13 protein-coding genes and 1 pseudogene are annotated in these 15029 nt (G+C 69.9%); all 14 read right to left on the bottom strand.

What is annotated here, in order from left to right; translation table 11 throughout:
• Positions 1-110: pseudogene (locus tag ABZ192_RS33215) on the bottom strand (IS5/IS1182 family transposase); the annotation flags it as partial.
• Between the two features lie 65 nt (positions 111-175).
• Positions 176-1837: a hypothetical protein gene (locus tag ABZ192_RS33210; RefSeq protein ID WP_356928182.1), complete on the bottom strand. Its 1662-nt coding sequence runs from the start codon at positions 1835-1837 to the stop codon at positions 176-178.
• A 196-nt stretch (positions 1838-2033) separates the two neighbouring features.
• Positions 2034-3317, bottom strand: coding sequence for an FAD-binding oxidoreductase (locus ABZ192_RS33205; protein WP_356928181.1), 1284 nt, complete (start codon positions 3315-3317; stop codon positions 2034-2036).
• A gap of 48 nt (positions 3318-3365) precedes the next feature.
• A complete protein-coding gene (locus ABZ192_RS33200) occupies positions 3366-4031 on the bottom strand; it encodes a haloacid dehalogenase type II (RefSeq protein WP_356928180.1) in 666 nt (221 codons plus the stop codon).
• 45 nt (positions 4032-4076) lie between these two features.
• Positions 4077-5015: an aldo/keto reductase gene (locus ABZ192_RS33195; protein WP_356928179.1), complete on the bottom strand. Its 939-nt coding sequence runs from the start codon at positions 5013-5015 to the stop codon at positions 4077-4079.
• A 22-nt stretch (positions 5016-5037) separates the two neighbouring features.
• Positions 5038-6492, bottom strand: a complete 1455-nt coding sequence (locus tag ABZ192_RS33190; protein ID WP_356928178.1) for an aldehyde dehydrogenase family protein — start codon at positions 6490-6492, stop codon at positions 5038-5040.
• Positions 6489-7442, bottom strand: coding sequence for a M14 family metallopeptidase (locus ABZ192_RS33185; protein WP_356928177.1), 954 nt, complete (start codon positions 7440-7442; stop codon positions 6489-6491). The genes ABZ192_RS33190 and ABZ192_RS33185 overlap by 4 nt, the downstream gene beginning before the upstream one ends.
• A gap of 23 nt (positions 7443-7465) precedes the next feature.
• Positions 7466-8821, bottom strand: a complete 1356-nt coding sequence (locus ABZ192_RS33180) for an aminotransferase class III-fold pyridoxal phosphate-dependent enzyme (RefSeq protein ID WP_356928176.1) — start codon at positions 8819-8821, stop codon at positions 7466-7468.
• On the bottom strand, positions 8818-9684 hold the full coding sequence (locus tag ABZ192_RS33175) for an ABC transporter permease (protein WP_356928175.1): 867 nt from the start codon (positions 9682-9684) through the stop codon (positions 8818-8820). The genes ABZ192_RS33180 and ABZ192_RS33175 overlap by 4 nt, the downstream gene beginning before the upstream one ends.
• Complete coding sequence (locus tag ABZ192_RS33170) at positions 9681-10577, bottom strand: ABC transporter permease (RefSeq protein ID WP_356928174.1); 897 nt, start codon at positions 10575-10577, stop codon at positions 9681-9683. The genes ABZ192_RS33175 and ABZ192_RS33170 overlap by 4 nt, the downstream gene beginning before the upstream one ends.
• 3 nt (positions 10578-10580) lie before the next feature.
• Positions 10581-11720, bottom strand: coding sequence for an ABC transporter ATP-binding protein (locus tag ABZ192_RS33165; RefSeq protein ID WP_356928173.1), 1140 nt, complete (start codon positions 11718-11720; stop codon positions 10581-10583).
• Complete coding sequence (locus ABZ192_RS33160) at positions 11713-12816, bottom strand: ABC transporter substrate-binding protein (RefSeq protein WP_356928172.1); 1104 nt, start codon at positions 12814-12816, stop codon at positions 11713-11715. Before ABZ192_RS33160 ends, ABZ192_RS33165 begins: the two co-directional genes overlap by 8 nt.
• Before the next feature lie 84 nt (positions 12817-12900).
• Positions 12901-13872: a succinylglutamate desuccinylase/aspartoacylase family protein gene (locus ABZ192_RS33155; protein ID WP_356928171.1), complete on the bottom strand. Its 972-nt coding sequence runs from the start codon at positions 13870-13872 to the stop codon at positions 12901-12903.
• Between the two features lie 12 nt (positions 13873-13884).
• The gene (gene solA, locus ABZ192_RS33150; RefSeq protein ID WP_356928170.1) at positions 13885-15021 is read right to left on the bottom strand and encodes an N-methyl-L-tryptophan oxidase; all 1137 of its coding nucleotides are present in this window, start codon (positions 15019-15021) and stop codon (positions 13885-13887) included.
• Positions 15022-15029 lie beyond the last annotated feature (8 nt).

The raw sequence follows: 15029 nt of genomic DNA, 5'->3' as shown, positions 1-15029 counted from the left end.
CCGTTGATCACCCTGCGGTGATCCGCCCACTGCCCACCCGGCTTGCCGTTGCCGGGCAGGAGGGGTTCGATCTTCCGCCACTGCGCGTCCGTGAGCTCGTGTCGCCGCACCATACGGGCGTCCTGCCCGGTCAACTACGAGATCACCCAGCCCACCAAGAGCCATCAGAAACGACCTAGTGCTTCTCGGTGGCTCCCCACGTGTCGAGATAGGACTCGGCGCCGCGGAACAGGTCGTCCACCACGTCCTGGCCGCCGACCCGGCGGATGTCCTCGATCCAGTCCGGGACGAGGCCATAGTGGGCGGCGCCGTCGGTGTTCAGGTCCCAGGTGCGCTCGCCGGTGGTCTGCCGGTCGATGACGGAGCCGCCGTCGACGCTCTTGAAGGGGTAGGTGACCTTGTTCGGGGCGTCCGCACCCCGTGGGGCCGGCCAGCCGCCGACGCCGTTCATGTCGGTGCCGTAGCCGTAGCCCACGCCGTACTTGTCGCGCAGGGCCTCCGTGCGCTTGGCCTCCGCGATGAATCCCTCGGAGCCGTGCATGTACTGAGCGATGAACCCGCCGAGGCGGTAAACCCGTTCGGTCCAGTTCAGGTCCATCCAGCTGTGCGAGGAGAGCACGCCCGGGTAGGACTCGGCCTCGAAGATGTCGAGCACCCGGCCGGTGGCCTTGACGCTCATGTGGTCGATCTCCAGCATCATCCCGCGTTTCATCATGCCGCGGACGGCGTACTCGCCGAGTCCGGTGAGTCCCCGGACGTTGCACTGGGCGTCCGCCTTGTACGAGGGCACGTCCACGCCCGCCGGGAGCTTCTTCTCGGCCGCGGCCGCCGTCGCGTCGCCGATGGGGTTGTCGTGCTGCGGGCCCTTGCACGTCTCCGTCTTCCAGAAGGTGCCCGTCGACAGGAACTGCCCGACGTTGATGGCCGTTCCGAGCGTGCCCGAGTCGAAGCGGACACCGCACAGCGCGTTGTCGAACTTGTGGCACAGGAACATGCTGCGCACGCCCAGCGCGTACAACTCGTCCAGGCCCTTGTCGATGTCGGCCCTGCTGCACTGCGGGATGTCGAGGACCTGCTTGCAGCCGAAGGGCTCGGAGGTCTCGACGCCGAGGACGACCGCCAGCTTGCCCTGCTCGATCACCTCACGGGCCTGCACGCTGTCGGTGACGATCCGGAACCAGCCCTTGCCGGGCCCGCCGTACATCTTGTCCACGAAGGACTGCATGTCGTACGTCAGTTTGGCCTGGAGCCGGATGGACGTCATCTCGTCACAGCCGCGGTCCTTGAAGAAGTACACCGAGCAGATGACGCCGTTGGTGACGAGGTCGTTCACCAGCACCCGCTGACCACCGCGCCAGGCCCGCTCGACCCAGGCGTAGTAATTCTGCTGGTGGGTCAGCGAGTCGTGGGCCGGCCAGTCCTTGAAGGTGGGCCAGCCCACCGGGTCGTGTTTGCCGTCGCCTCCGTTGGTGATGAAGTCGAAGATCGCGAGCGAGCCGTCCGGGTAGTGCTCGGGGCAGTCCTTGAGCGCGTCGGCGACACCCTGCTCGGAGAACGGCTTTCCGCAGATCAGACGGCCACCGAAGCCCTCGTTGGCGAAAATGTGGTCGTGCGCGTCGACGAAGCCGCGCACGTCGCCCTTGGCATCGGTGCCGGTGAAGGGCTCGCCCGTGACGTTGATCCGGGAGTCCGGCGCGGGCCGTGCGGTCGGGTTCCACCAGTCGGATCCGGCCGCCGAACTGGGCGTCGGGCCCAGCGCGACGGCCAGGACGAACAGGAGAAGCGACACGACGGTGACGTTCTTGCGTCGGTGGTACGGGCGTCCTGCACTGGTCACGGCCCACGTCCTCGGTCGGGGGGTGGCGGGGTCGACGTCCCGGCCGCCCGGGCCCCGGAGGTCCGGGACCGACCGGCCGGGTTGTCATGACCTCATCCAAGGGTCCGACGAGGATGGCCACTGCCGCGTCACGAGTCAAGAGCCCGTGACCGATGACCTACTGACGGGTCATCGGTTCACCGGGGCCGGAGCCTGCTCAGCGCAGCCGGTCCTTCGCCTTGTAGTACGCGCCGCCGAACGGCAGGAACCAGGGGGTGCCGTTGTAGAACGGGACGGGGACCTTCGGGAAGCCGAGACCGCGCAGGGGGTTGGCCTCCGGACGGCCGTCCATCATCTCGGCGACCGCACGGCCCATGTAGGTGGCCATCTGGACACCGTGGCCGCAGTAACCCATCGAGTAGTACAGGCCGTTCGCCTCACCCGCGTGCGGCAGCCGGTCCCAGGAGAAGCCGACCATGCCGCCCCACACGTAGTCGATCCGCACCCCGGCGAGCTGCGGGAAGATCTCGGTCATCTCCCCCTTCAGGACGTCTCCGCTCTTGACGTCGGAGGCCGGGTTGGAGGGGGCGAAGCGGACCCGGCCGCCGAAGGCGAGGCGGTGGTCGGGCGTGAGGCGGATGTAGTGGCCGATGTTCTTGGAGTCGACCACCAGGCGCCCGTTCGGGATCAGCGCCTTGGCGCGCGCCTCGCCGAGCGGCTCGGTGACGATGATGAAGCTGCCGACGTTGATGAGCCGCTTGCGGAACCAGGGCATCGACTTGTCGGTGTAGGCGTCGGTCGCCGCCATCACCTGCTTGGCGCGGATCGTGCCGTTCAGGGTCTCGACCACGAAGCCGCCGCCCGGGAGGCGGATGAGGCCGGTCGCGGCGTTGCGCTCGTGGATCTCCGCGCCCGCCCGCTCCGCGGCCTCGGCGAGTCCGTGCACGTACTTGCCGACGTGCAGGGCGGCGCTCAGCGGGTCGAGCAGGGCGCCGTGGTAATAGTCCGAGCTCAGTTCGGACTTGAGTTCACCGCGGGTCAGGAGCCGTGTCTCGTGGCCGAAGTTGTCGGCCAGGTCGCGCTGGGTGGCCCGCATCGACTCGAAGTGCTGCGGCTTGAAGGCGACTCCGAGCCTGCCGGCGCGGTGGAAGTCGCAGTCGATCCGCTCCGTCCGCGTGATCTCCTCGACCACGTCGACCGCTTCGCGGAACGCGTCGTACAACTCGCGCGCCCGCTCCTGCCCGTAGCGCTTGCGGGCCTCGGCGGGGCTGATGGTCAGGCCCTGGGTGCACATGCTGCCGTTGCGCCCGGAGGCGCCCGAGCCGACCTTGTCCTTCTCGACGAGGACGACCCGGGCGCCCTTGCGGGCGGCGTGGTAGGCGGTGGACAGGCCGGTGAGGCCGCCGCCGATCACCACCACGTCCGCCTCGTCGGGCAGGTCCTTTCCGGAACGGTCGGGCAGGGCGGGGGCGGTGTCGAGCCAGTAGGGGATCTGCTTCATGGCGTGCGTCCTCTGTCTTTCGGTCCTGGGTCGCCGTGGGGCCGTCGGTCAGCAGCCGAGGAGCTTCGGCAGGCCCGACAGGTCGGGCAGTTCGTCGTACGGCTGGTAGTCGGCGCTGCCCGGGTGGCCGTAGCGGTTGATCCACACCCGGCGCTTGAGGCCGAGGTCGCGCGTCGGGATGTGGTCGTACTCCCAGCCCTGGGCGGTGTGGATGACCTGGGACGGCTCGACGCCCAGGGTCCTGAAGGCGTGCTCGAAGGTCTGCCGGTCCGGCTTGTAGGCGCCGGCCTGCTGGGCGGTGATGACGTGGTCGAACTCCACGCCGATGTTCTCGACGTTGCGCGCGATCAGGTTGTCGTCGGTGTTGGAGATGATGGCGATCTCGTACCTGCTCTTCAGGGCGCGCAGGGCGTCCGGGACCTCCGGGAACGGGCCGAAGGTGGGGACGGCATCGACCAGGGCGTCACCGTCGGACTCCCGGTACTCCAGGCCGTGCAGGCGCATGGCGTTGCGCAGGCTGGAGTGCAGGATCTCGTGGTAGGGGCGGTAGGCCTCCAGGACGGCCTGGAAGCGCATGACGCGGAAGTCGTCGAGGAACTCGTCGACGTCCAGGTTGTCCAGGTCCAGCCGGTCGGACAGGACCTTCAGGGTGGTCGGGCCGAGCTGGAAGTCGACCAGGGTGCCGTAGGCGTCGAAGGTGACGATCTCTCGCATGGTGGCTAGCCTCAATTCACGGATTTCGAAGGGGATGCGGTGGCTTCAGACGACGCGTTCGCCGGGCGTGACGATCGTGTCGAGGGCGGCCAGGTCGGCCGTGTCGGGGATCCAGTCGGCCGCCGCCGCGTTGGCGGTGACCTGTGCGGGGGTCATGGCGCCGCAGATGACCGACCCGACCGCGGGCAGTGCGGTCAGTCCGCCCACGGCGACCTGGAGGAGGGTCAGGCCGCGCTCGGCGGCGTACGCGGTGAGTGCCTCGACGCGGTCCAGGGCCGCGTCGGTGAGCCAGCCCTGCCGCCAGGACAGCCGGCTGCCGGGCGGGGGCTGCCGACCGCGCCGGTACTTGCCGCTGAGCAGGCCGTTGGCCAGCGGGTAGTACGGCAGGAGGCCCAGGCCGTGGCGCAGGCAGGCCGGGATCAGGTCGTTCTCCACACCCCGGTCGAGCAGGTGGTAGCGGGCCTGGGTGCTGACGAAGGCGTCGGTGAGCTGCTCGGCCGGGAGGTCGGAGCAGCCGATGTACCCGATCTTGCCCTCGTCCACGAGTTCCCGCAGGGCGGCGATCGTCTCCTCCAGCGGGGTGTCGCCGTCCGGCTCGTGGTACTGGTACAGGTCGATCCGGTCGGTGCCGAGCCGGCGCAGAGAGGACTCGACGGCGTACCGGATGTAGGGGCGGGCGCCGCGCCGGCCGTACCGGTCGGCCTCGGGGCCCATCTCCATGCCGAACTTGGTGGCGAGGACGACATCGTCACGGCGGCCCTTGAGGGCGGCGCCGAGCAGGCGTTCACCGTCACCCCGGGCACCACCGCTCTCGCCGAACCCGCCGTACATGTCGGCGGTGTCGAACAGGGTGATCCCCGCGTCGAGGGCCGCGTGGACGACGGCCTTCGTCCCGTCCTCGTCGAGACGGGAGCCGAAGTTGTTGCCGCCGACGCCCACGACGGAGACGGCGGGGCCGCGTTCGCCCAGCGTGCGATACCTCATGACCGGGTTCCTCTCACGACGCTCATGACCGGCTCCCGAATCCGATGCAGACGTTCTTGGTCTGCGTGTAGCTCGCCAACGCCTCCAGGCCCTTCTCCCGGCCCCAGCCACTGTGCTTGTAGCCGCCGAAGGGCAGCTCGACTCCGGTGCCGACGCCGGTGGCGTTGACATAGACCTGGCCGGCCCGGATGCCTTCGGCCATGCGCATCGCCTTGTCGATGTCGCGGGTCCAGACGTAGGAGGACAGGCCGTACGGGCTGTCGTTGGCGATGTCCAGGGCCTGGTCCGCGTGCTCGAAGTCGATGACCGTGACGACCGGGCCGAAGATCTCCTCGCGGGCGCAACGGGCCTGGTTGGTCAGGCCGGTGAGGACGGTCGGCTCGATGTAGTAGCCGTCGGCCAGGGCCGGGTCGGACGGCGCACCGCCGCCGGCACGGACCGTCGCGCCCTCCTGGCGGGCCAGGTCCAGGTAGTCCAGCACCCGGTCGCGCTGCCGGGCCGCGACCAGCGGGCCGATGTCCGGATCGGACAGGCCGGGGCCGACGCGCAGGGTGGCGATCTTCTCCACCAGCCGGTCCAGGAACTCCTCCGCGCCCCGCTGGAGCAGCAGCCGCGTGCCGGCCGAGCACATCTGTCCCGCGTTGCTGAACGAGGCACCCAGGATCGCGGTCAGCGCCAGGTCGAAGTCGGCGTCGGCGAAGACGACGAACGGCGACTTGCCGCCCAGCTCGGTCACCGACGGCACCACGTTGGCGGCCGCGGCCTGGGCGACCTTGATGCCGGTCGGCACCGAGCCGGTGAAGGTGACCTGGTCGATGCCCGGGTGTCCGGCGAGAGCGGCGCCGGTTTCACCGTCACCGGGGACGACGTTCAGCACGCCGGGCGGAAGACCGCATTCGAGCGCGATCCTGCCGATCTCCAGCGGGGTGAGCGGTGCCTCCGGGGAGGGCTTGAGCACCACCGTGCAGCCCGCCGCCAGTGCCGGGGCGGAGCCCCTCGCGGTGTTCTGCAGCGGGTAGTTGAAGGGGATGATCTGGCCGGAGACGCCGATCGGCTCGCGGACGGTGTAGTCGAGCAGACCGGGGCCCAACGGGATCGTGGACCCGCCGAGCTTGTCGGCGATGCCCGCGTAGAACTCGAAGTAGCGGGCGGCGGACTCGACGTCGGCCTTGGCCTGGCTGAGCGGCTTGCCCACGTCCTGGCTCTCCAGCCGGGCCAGCCGCTCGCCCTGGTAGCGAATCGCCTCGGCGATCCGGTACAGGAGCCGGCCCCGGTCGGCGGCGCGCATCCGCGCCCATTCCCGTGCCGTGAACGCCGCGCGCGCCGCCGCCACCGCCTGGTCCACGTCCGCGCGGCCGGCCAGCGCCACCGTGGTGATGGCCGTGCCGTCGGACGGGGCGAGGACGGTGAAGGTGCGGCCGTCGGCGGCGGGCACCTGCTTGCCGTCGACGAGGAGCAACCGAGTGTCGCCGCTCATGGCTGGATCTCTCCCTGCACCTCGCCGAAGATGACCACCTCGTCGCCCGGCCGCACGGTGCGGATCCGGCGCACCCAGAGCACGATGCCGTTCTGCGGGGCGCGGACCTCCTCCAGCGTGTTGCCGTAGTGGTCGACGATCTGGGCGATCAAGTCGCCTTCCTTGCAGGTCTCGCCGGGCTCGGCGTGGCCGAGGAAGAAGCCGCCGGCGGCGGACCGGGCGAAGGTGCCGGAGACGGTGGTGTAGCTGTCACGCAGTTCCGCCTCGCCGTCGATCATGCCGAGTTGGCGCATGATGTTGCGGATCGAGTGGACGTGCAGGGCGACGTTCTGTTCGCGGTAGGTGCCGCCGCCCGCCTCGATGGTGACGGCGGGCTTGCCGGCCGCGAGGGTGGGGTGGCGGACCGTGCCGCCCCACTTGCCGCCCTTCCAGACCAGTTCGTGTCCGGCCGCGAGAGCCAGGTCCGTGGTCAGCTCCTCGTAGCCGCCCTGGAGGATGACCAGCGGGGCGATCTCGCCGAACGTGCCGCCCGTGTGCAGGTCGACCAGGGCGTCGATGGCGGGCACGACCTGCTCGACGAAGGTGGCGGCCAGCCGCAGCGAGTACGAGCCGTCCGCGTCACCCGGGAAGATCCGGTTCAGGTTCAGGTAGTCCAGGCCGCTGGTGCGGGCCGCCGCCTCGAAGGCGGGGGTGTTCATGCAGGGGATCCCGACGAGGGTGCCGCGCAGACCGGCCGGGTCGATGTCGGCGAGGACGCGGCGGATGGCCTCCTGGCCGTCGTACTCGTCGCCGTGGACACCGGCGTCCACGCACAGCACCGGGCCGTCCTCGGTGCCGTTGACGACGATGAGCGGGATGCCGAGCTCCACGCCGTAGGTGCTGGTGCCGACCGGGATCAGACCCTGGGCGCGCTCGCCGGGGGCGACGGTCAGGGAGCCGATGGAGTACATGTCGTTCCTTTCGAAAGGGTGGATCACAGGCGGGCGGAGGCCTCGGCGAGGGTGTCCGCGAGGATGTCGGCGATACGGTCCAGAAGCGCGCGGTCGCTGATCAGCGGGGGCGCGATCTGCACCAGCGGGGCAGCGCGGTTGTAGACGCGGGCGAGCAGCCCGGCCTCGCGCAGCCGGCGCGGGATCAGGTCGGCGACGAGCGCGGCGCGCGCGGTGTCGCCGAAGCCGCCGCCGTCGAGGTCGCCGACGAGTTCGAGGGCGTAGAAGTATCCGGCGCCGCGGACATCGCCCACGATCGGCAGTTCGCCCAGGGACGCCATGCGCCCGGCCAAGTGGCCCTGGTGACCGCGGACGTTCTCCAGGATCCGGTCCCGCTCCATGATCTCCAGGCTGCGCAGGGCGATGGCCGCGCTCAGCGGATGACCACTGAAGGTGTAGCCGTGGTTGAGGACCTCGCCCGGCTGGTTGATCACCTCCGCGACACGGTCCGAGACGAGGGTCGCGCCCATGGGGGCGTAGCCGGCGGTGATGCCCTTGGCGGCGGTGACGATGTCCGGGCGGGCGCCGTAGCACTCGCCGCCGAACCACTCCCCCAGCCGACCGAAGGCGGTGATGACCTCGTCGGCGACCAGCAGGAAGCCGTAACGGTCGGCCAGTCGCCGCAGTCCCTGCCAGTAGCCCTCCGGCGGGGTGATGCAGCCGCCCCGGTTCTGCACCGGCTCGGCGATGAGCATGGCGACGCTTTCCGGTCCGGCGGCGAGGACCGTGGCCTCCACGTCCGCGAGCAGGTGCTCGGTGAAGGCCGCCTCGTCGAGGGGCTGTCGCAGGGCGGCCCGGTTGGTGTTGGCGACGAAATGGGTCTCCACGGCGGGCGGCCCGTACGGCTCGGTGAGGCCGGGGTCGTCCGTGAAGGACAGCGCCCCGAGGGTCAGGCCGTGGTAGGCGCCGCGCCGTGCGATCGCCTTGATCCGGCCCGGCTCACCGCGCAGGGTGTGGTACCTGCGGGCGATCTTCCAGGCGGTCTCCACCGCCTCGGCGCCGCCGCCGCTGAAGAAGACGTGCTCGATGCCGTCGGGGGCCAGGGCGGCGAGGCGCTCCGCGAGGGCCAGGCCGGTGGGGTGCGCGGAATCCGACCACAGGGGGCTGTAACAGAGTTCGCGCAGTTGCTTCTGGGCCGCTTCGGCGATCTCGTCGGCGTAGGAGTAGCCGATCTGGCAGCAGTACAGCCCGGACAGGCCGTCGATGTAGCGGTTGCCGGCCGCGTCGTCGACGTAGGGGCCCTCGCCGTGGCGCACGACGAAGAGGTCCTTGCCGGGCTTGGCGAGCGATCCGTTGGCGGTCATGTTCAGCAGCAGGTGCCGCTGTGCGGTGGCGGTCATACGGCCTCACCTCCAGGTGCGGCGATCCCTGCCGTGTTCTCGACCGACAGCAGGGAGTCCTGCCGCCCCGAGCCCAGCCAGCGCACGAGGGCCACCAGAGCGAGGGCGAGGATCGCGAAGGCGATGAGGATGGCGCTGATCGCGGTGACGCTGGGGTCGATGTCGAAGGTGAGGGAGTTGTAGATCTGCACCGGCAGGGTGACGGTGTCGACCGAGGACAGGAACTGGGAGATGTAGAACTCGTCGAAGCTGGTGATGAAGGAGAAGATCGCGGCGGCGATCATGCCGGGTGCGGCGAGGGGGAAGGTGATGCGCCGGGCGATGGTGAGGCGTCCGGCGCCCATGCTGGCGGCGGCGTCTTCGAGGCGTTCGTCGATGCCGCGCAGGGTCGCCACCAGGATCAGCACCGCGATCGGTGAGGCCAGGACGGTGTGGCCGAGGGCGATGGCGATGGGGCTGCCGAGCATGGAGGCGGGTTCGAAGAGCAGGAACAGGCCCAGGGCGGTGACGATTTGCGGGATGAGCAGCGGTCCGAGGACCAGGGCGTAGACCGCGGAGCGCAGCGGCAGTTCGCTGCGGGTCAGCGCGGTCGCCGCGGTCACGCCGATGACCAGCGAGAAGACGGTGCTCATGGCGGCGACCAGGGCGCTCAGCGACAGGGCCGCCGGCCACTTGCTGCCGTCGGCGAACAGCGCCTTGTACCAGCCGAGCGTCCAGGAGTCCGGGGGGAACGCTGCGAAGGCGTTGTTGCTGAAGGAGGTGACCAGGATGACGACGATCGGCAGCGCCAGGAACAGCAGGATCATGGTGGCGACGGCGGTCAGGGCGATCCGACCGGCGAGGGTTCTGCGCAGCTCCATCATGACGTCCTCCTCTTCTTACGGCTGGCGCCGAAGGAGGTCACGACCTTGACCAGCAGCAGTCCCGCGAAGGTCAGCAGCAGCAGCACGACGCCCTCGGCGGCCGCCCCGTTCCACTGGTTCTGCTTCATCACCTGCTGGTTGATGAGCGAGGCGATCATCGTCTGGTCGGGGCCGCCCATCAGGGCGGGGGTGATGTAGTAGCCCAGCGAGAGGATGAAGCTGAGCAGTCCGGCACTGGCCAGCCCGGGGGCGACCAGCGGCAGGTAGACCCGGCGGAAGATCGTGATACGGCCCGCGCCCATGCTGGCCGCGGCGGCCAGCAGCCTGCGGTCCACGCCGCGCATCACGCCGTACAGCAGCAGCACGGTGTAGGGCAGCATCACCGAGGTGGTGCCGATGACCACGCCGATCTCGTTGTACAGCAGCTGGAACGGCGCCCCGGGGACCCACAACTTGGCCAGGGCCTCGTTCACCAGGCCCTTGTCACCGAGCAGGATGATCCAGCCGTAGGTGCGCACCAGGGCGCTGATGAAGTGCGGCACGACCACGATCAGCATCGCCACTCCCGCCCACACGGGCTTCAGCCGGGAGATCGCATTGGCCAGGACGAAGCCGAAGACGAGACTGAACAGCGCCGTCTCCGCGGAGATCCGTACGGTGGTCAACAGAACGGAGAGGTTGAGGCCTGTCAGAGCTTCGACGTACCAGTGCAGGGTGAGGGAGCCGTCGGCGTTCTTCAGGCTGAGGAACAGCGTGCTGAGGATCGGGTAGACGAACAGCACCAGCAGGTAGACCACGACCGGTAGTGCGTAGAGGATCCCGACGCGGGTGCGGCGGGAGGCCAGGAGCTTGTGGGGACGGGCGGGGGCGTTGGCGGTGAGGGTGGCGGCCATGAGTCACCCGTCCTGTTCGACGGGGAAGAGGTTGACGTCCTCGGGATCGGCAGAGATCCCGATGCGTTCGCCGGTGACGGGACCGCGGCCGGCCGGTACCTCCAGGCGCAGCAGTGGGGCGTCCGCGCCGTCGATGCGTACGCCCGCGCGGACCAGAGTGCCGACGTAGGTGGCGGTCTCGACGGTGCCGGTACAGAAACCGTCGTCCGGTGCGCAGGCCCGCAGCCGGCCCGGCTGCACGGCGACCTTCACCGGCGTGCCGGAGGCCAGCTCATGGCGTCGCGCCGTCAACAGACCGCCGGACTGGTCGAGGCGGACAACGGTGTGCGCGTCGGTGTGCTGCTCGATGCGGCCGGGCAGGAAATTGGCCGCGCCGAGGAAGTCCGCCACGAACGGGGTCCTGGGCCGCTCGAACAACTCGCGCGGCGTGTCGAACTGCTCGATCAGACCGCTGCGCATCACCGCGATCCGGTCCGACAGCACCAGCGCTTCCTCCTGATCATGCGTCACATAGATGACAGTCAGGCCGAGTTCCTGCTGGATGGCCTTGATCTCGACCTGGAGCTGATCGCGCAGCTTCTTGTCCAGGGCACCGAGCGGCTCGTCCATGAGAATGACCGGCGGGCGGTAGACCAGCGCGCGGCACAAGGCGACGCGCTGCTGCTGACCACCCGACAGCTCCCTCGGTCGACGGCTGCCGAACCCGGACAGGCCCGCGATCTCCAGGGTCTCCCCGACCCTTCTGCGGATCTCGTCCTTCGGCACCCCGCGCAGGGTGAGCGGGAAGGCGACGTTCTCGCTCACGGTCATGTGCGGGAAGAGCAGGTACTGCTGGAACACGAAGCCGAGGTTGCGCTTTTGCGGGGCGAGCTTCGTGACGTCGCGGTCCCCGACGGTGATGGTGCCGGAGTCCGGTTCGCAGAAACCGGCGATCATCATCAGGGTCGTGGTCTTGCCCGACCCGGAGGCGCCGAGGAAGGTGACGAACTCCCCGGCGGCGATCTCCATGGACGCCTCGTCGACCGCGACGACGTCCCCGTAGGTCTTGCGCAGGGCCACCACCGACAGCGCTTTGCCCGTCGCGGTGGGCAGCTTGCCACCGGCCACCTCCACGGCCGGTGCGGCGATACCGAATTCAGCCACGAGCCCACTCCAACCAACGCTTGCTGACGGCCGCTTCGTTCTTCAGCCACCAGCCGATGTCCGCGTCGAAGCCCTTGTCGTAGTACTGCGGCGCACCGGCGAGAGCGTTGCGCTGGTCCTTGGTGAGCTTTTCGTAGGCCACCGGGGACGAGGGGTTCGACGGGAAGGTCTTCGCCAGGCGGGCCTGGACCTCGGGCTGCAGCGAGTAGTCCATGAGCTTGTAGGCGGCGTCCACATGGGCGGCGCCCTTGGCGATGCCGTAGCCCTGGAACTGGCGGCGCATGCCGTTGAGCTGCCGCGCTACAGGCACGCCCTGCTTCTGCAGATCGGCGATCCGGCCGTCCCAGACGGTGGACATCGTCACCTCCTGGCGGCTGAGCAGCACACCCGGCAGCGGGCCGCTGTCCCAGAACTTCTTGATGTCGGACCGGAGCCGGCTCAGCACCTTGAAGGCGCGGTCCACATCCAGCGGGTACAGCTTGTCCATCGGCACACCGTCGGCCAGCAGCGCGAACTCCAGTTCGGGCAGGTCGGCGTCCGGGTTGCACATCGAGCGGCTGCCCTTGAACGCCCCGGTGTCCCAGAAGTCCGCCCAGGTCTCCGGCTTCTTCCCCCCGAAGGCATCGGTGCGGTACGCCATGCACTGGCCGTAGAAGCTGTTGCCGACGGCATGGTCGGTGATCTGGTTCTGAGGGATCTTGGCGCTCTTGAGGCTCTTGATCCTGTCGGTGTCCAGCCGCTCCAGGGCGTCCTGGGCCGCGAACTTGATGTGGTCCATCATCGAGTTGTTGATGAGGTCGAACTGGGGGCGGCCCTGCTTGATCTGGGCCAGCATCTGAGTGCCCTGGAGGTTGACGACCTGGACGCTGATTCCGGTCTCCTGGGTGAACGGCGTGTAGATCGCCTTCTGGAGGGCCTCCCCGAAGGTGCCGCCGCTGTCGCGGACGACCACCGACTTGCCGCCGCCCTTGGCGCTGCCGGACGAGGCGCGGCTGGTGCCGGTGCCGCAGGCCGCGAGGGAGGGCACGGCGGCGAGGGCGGCCAGGCCGCCTGCTCCGCGCAGGAGCGCTCTGCGGCCGATCATGGGATCACTCATGACAAATCTCCTGAAATTGGCGCGTGGGGACCAGCTGTTCGAGGTGAGTGGTGGTTCGGGGGGCGGGTCTGTGTGCGGTGCCGGTCAGTCGTGCGGCACCGCGATGGCGGCGAGTTCGGCGCCGGGGGCGACGGTGAGCCCGTTCATGCCGTAGAGGATCTGTCCGGCGGCGGTGGCGGTGACCTTGTGTTCGCTGCCGTCGGCCGGGTCGATGACGCGGCCGATGGGCTGACCCGCGGTCACCTCGTCGCCGGTCGTCGTGTCCGGGTACCACAGGCCGGTGGCCGGTGAGACGACGGAGCCGGTCCAGACCCAGTCGCGCGGCTGCGCGGTCACCGGTGCGACGTGCTGTGGCGCATCGATGACGCCGAGGTGGTGCAGCAGCCGGTACAGGCCGTCGAGCAGGGCCCGGGCCTGGGCGGGGTCGCGTTCGCCGAGCTGGCCGGTCTCGATGAGGATCGCGGGGATGCCCTGCCGGGCGGCCGCGGCGTGGCTGTTGCCGCCTTCGGCGTTGCGGCCGAACAGTACTCGCTCGTAGCCGACGGCGTGGGCCATGGCCCGCGTCCTGGCGTCCAGTTCCGCGTCGGAGGTCAGGCGGTAGCCGACGAAGTCGAGCAGGGTCTCGTCGATACCGCCGCTGTGCAGGTCCGCGTAGGCGTCGGCACCGGAGATGACGTGTGCGAAGAGCCAGGCCGCCAGCCGCTCGGTGGGTCCGCCGTCCTTGTCGCCGGGAAAGACGCGGTTGATGTTGACGTCGTCCAGCGGGGACTTGCCGAGGCGGCCGTCGTACACGGCCGGTGGGTTGGCCACGGGGCAGATCACCACCTGGCCGGTGACGTCGTCCGGCTCCAGGAACCCGGCCAGGCGGGTGGCGGCGTCGATGCCGACGAACTCGCCGCCGTGGACGCCGCCGGTGATGACGACCCGGGGCCCGGGGCGGGAGCCGTTGACGAGGACGAGGGGGATCTCGACGGTCGTGAGTTCGAGGTCCACGGGGATCACCCCGCGGGTCTTGCGGCCCGGCTCGGCCCGGAGCGGGCCTACGGTGAGTGTCATGTCGTTCCTCATTCAGGCGGTGGTGCGGCCGAGCGTGCTGATGAAGTCGATCGGTTGGGAGGTGCGGCCTTCCAGGGCGAGGTCTGCGGCGATGTCGCCCATGGCGGGCGAGACTTTGAAGCCTTGGCCGGAGAAGCTGGCCAGCAGGATGATGTCGTCGGAGCCCGACAGGGGGCCGACCAGCGGCCGGGTGCTGCCGGTGTAGCCCTCCATGTAGGCGGAGACGCGGACCGGGTCGGGGTTCAGACCGGGCAGGTGGCGCCGCACGATCTCGCTGAACATCTCCACTTCCTCGGCCGCGACGGTCCTCTCCAGCCGGTTCGGATCGTCCACGGGCCGGTGGTGGGCCTGGGACACGCCGAGCTTGACGGAGAGGCCGTCCGGGGACGGGATGCCGTAGAAGGGGACGGGGCCGCCGCGTCGGATGAAGGCGGGGCGCTCCTCGCCGGCTTGATGGTCCTCGTGGGGCAGGAACCAGGCGCTGAGCGCACGGTGGACGGCCACCTCCCACGGCAGGTCGGGCAGCAGGTCACCCACCCACGGCCCGGGGGTCACGACAGCGGCGTCGAAGCGCTCCGTGCCCGAGTCCGCACGGATCTCGACTCCGCCCCCGGCGACGGGGCCGACTTCCCTCACGGGGGTGTACCGGCGGATCCGTGCACCCAGTTCCTCGGCACGGCGGGCCGCGGTCTGGACCGTCAGCTCCGGGCGGACGAACCCCGCACGCGGGTCGAGGACCGCCAGGTCCCCGTCGTCGACGCGGAACTGAGGGAAACGCTTTGCCAATGCCTCGGCGTCGATGACCTCGTGGTCGAGACCGTGCTCGGCGACGACGTCGAGGACGGTGCGCATCTCGGGGTCGTCGGCCGGCCCCGTGAACAGGCATCCGGTGAGCCGCCGCAGTTCGCGGCCTGTCTCCGCCTGGAGCTGCTTCCAGAGGGCATCGGCGTGCCGCACGAGCGGCACGTACCGGCCGTCGTCGGTCTGCACGCTGCGGAAGACCCGGGTCTCACCGCCGGCGGCGCCGCGGTCGTGGCCGGGGGCGAAGCGGTCGTAGGCGACGACCTCGGCTCCGCGGGCCGCCAGCCGCCAGGCGGCCTGGCTGCCGACCGTGCCGGTGCCGACGACCGCGACGCGTTTCCTCGCCATGTGGTTCT

This window comes from Streptomyces sp. NPDC006235, assembly GCF_040613735.1.
Classification (GTDB): Bacteria; Actinomycetota; Actinomycetes; order Streptomycetales; family Streptomycetaceae; genus Streptomyces.
The sequence above is the reverse complement of the archived record's forward strand: the minus strand, read 5'-3'. Positions and strand labels throughout refer to the sequence as shown.

Coding starts and splice junctions, on each gene's coding strand:
- ABZ192_RS33155 (WP_356928171.1), bottom strand. CDS start 13,872: ATGACACTCACCGTAGGCCCGCTCCGGGCCGAGCCGGGCCGCAAGACC.
- ABZ192_RS33205 (WP_356928181.1), bottom strand. CDS start 3,317: ATGAAGCAGATCCCCTACTGGCTCGACACCGCCCCCGCCCTGCCCGAC.
- ABZ192_RS33160 (WP_356928172.1), bottom strand. CDS start 12,816: ATGAGTGATCCCATGATCGGCCGCAGAGCGCTCCTGCGCGGAGCAGGC.
- ABZ192_RS33170 (WP_356928174.1), bottom strand. CDS start 10,577: ATGGCCGCCACCCTCACCGCCAACGCCCCCGCCCGTCCCCACAAGCTC.
- ABZ192_RS33185 (WP_356928177.1), bottom strand. CDS start 7,442: ATGTACTCCATCGGCTCCCTGACCGTCGCCCCCGGCGAGCGCGCCCAG.
- ABZ192_RS33195 (WP_356928179.1), bottom strand. CDS start 5,015: ATGAGGTATCGCACGCTGGGCGAACGCGGCCCCGCCGTCTCCGTCGTG.
- ABZ192_RS33180 (WP_356928176.1), bottom strand. CDS start 8,821: ATGACCGCCACCGCACAGCGGCACCTGCTGCTGAACATGACCGCCAAC.
- ABZ192_RS33190 (WP_356928178.1), bottom strand. CDS start 6,492: ATGAGCGGCGACACTCGGTTGCTCCTCGTCGACGGCAAGCAGGTGCCC.
- ABZ192_RS33175 (WP_356928175.1), bottom strand. CDS start 9,684: ATGATGGAGCTGCGCAGAACCCTCGCCGGTCGGATCGCCCTGACCGCC.
- solA (WP_356928170.1), bottom strand. CDS start 15,021: ATGGCGAGGAAACGCGTCGCGGTCGTCGGCACCGGCACGGTCGGCAGC.
- ABZ192_RS33200 (WP_356928180.1), bottom strand. CDS start 4,031: ATGCGAGAGATCGTCACCTTCGACGCCTACGGCACCCTGGTCGACTTC.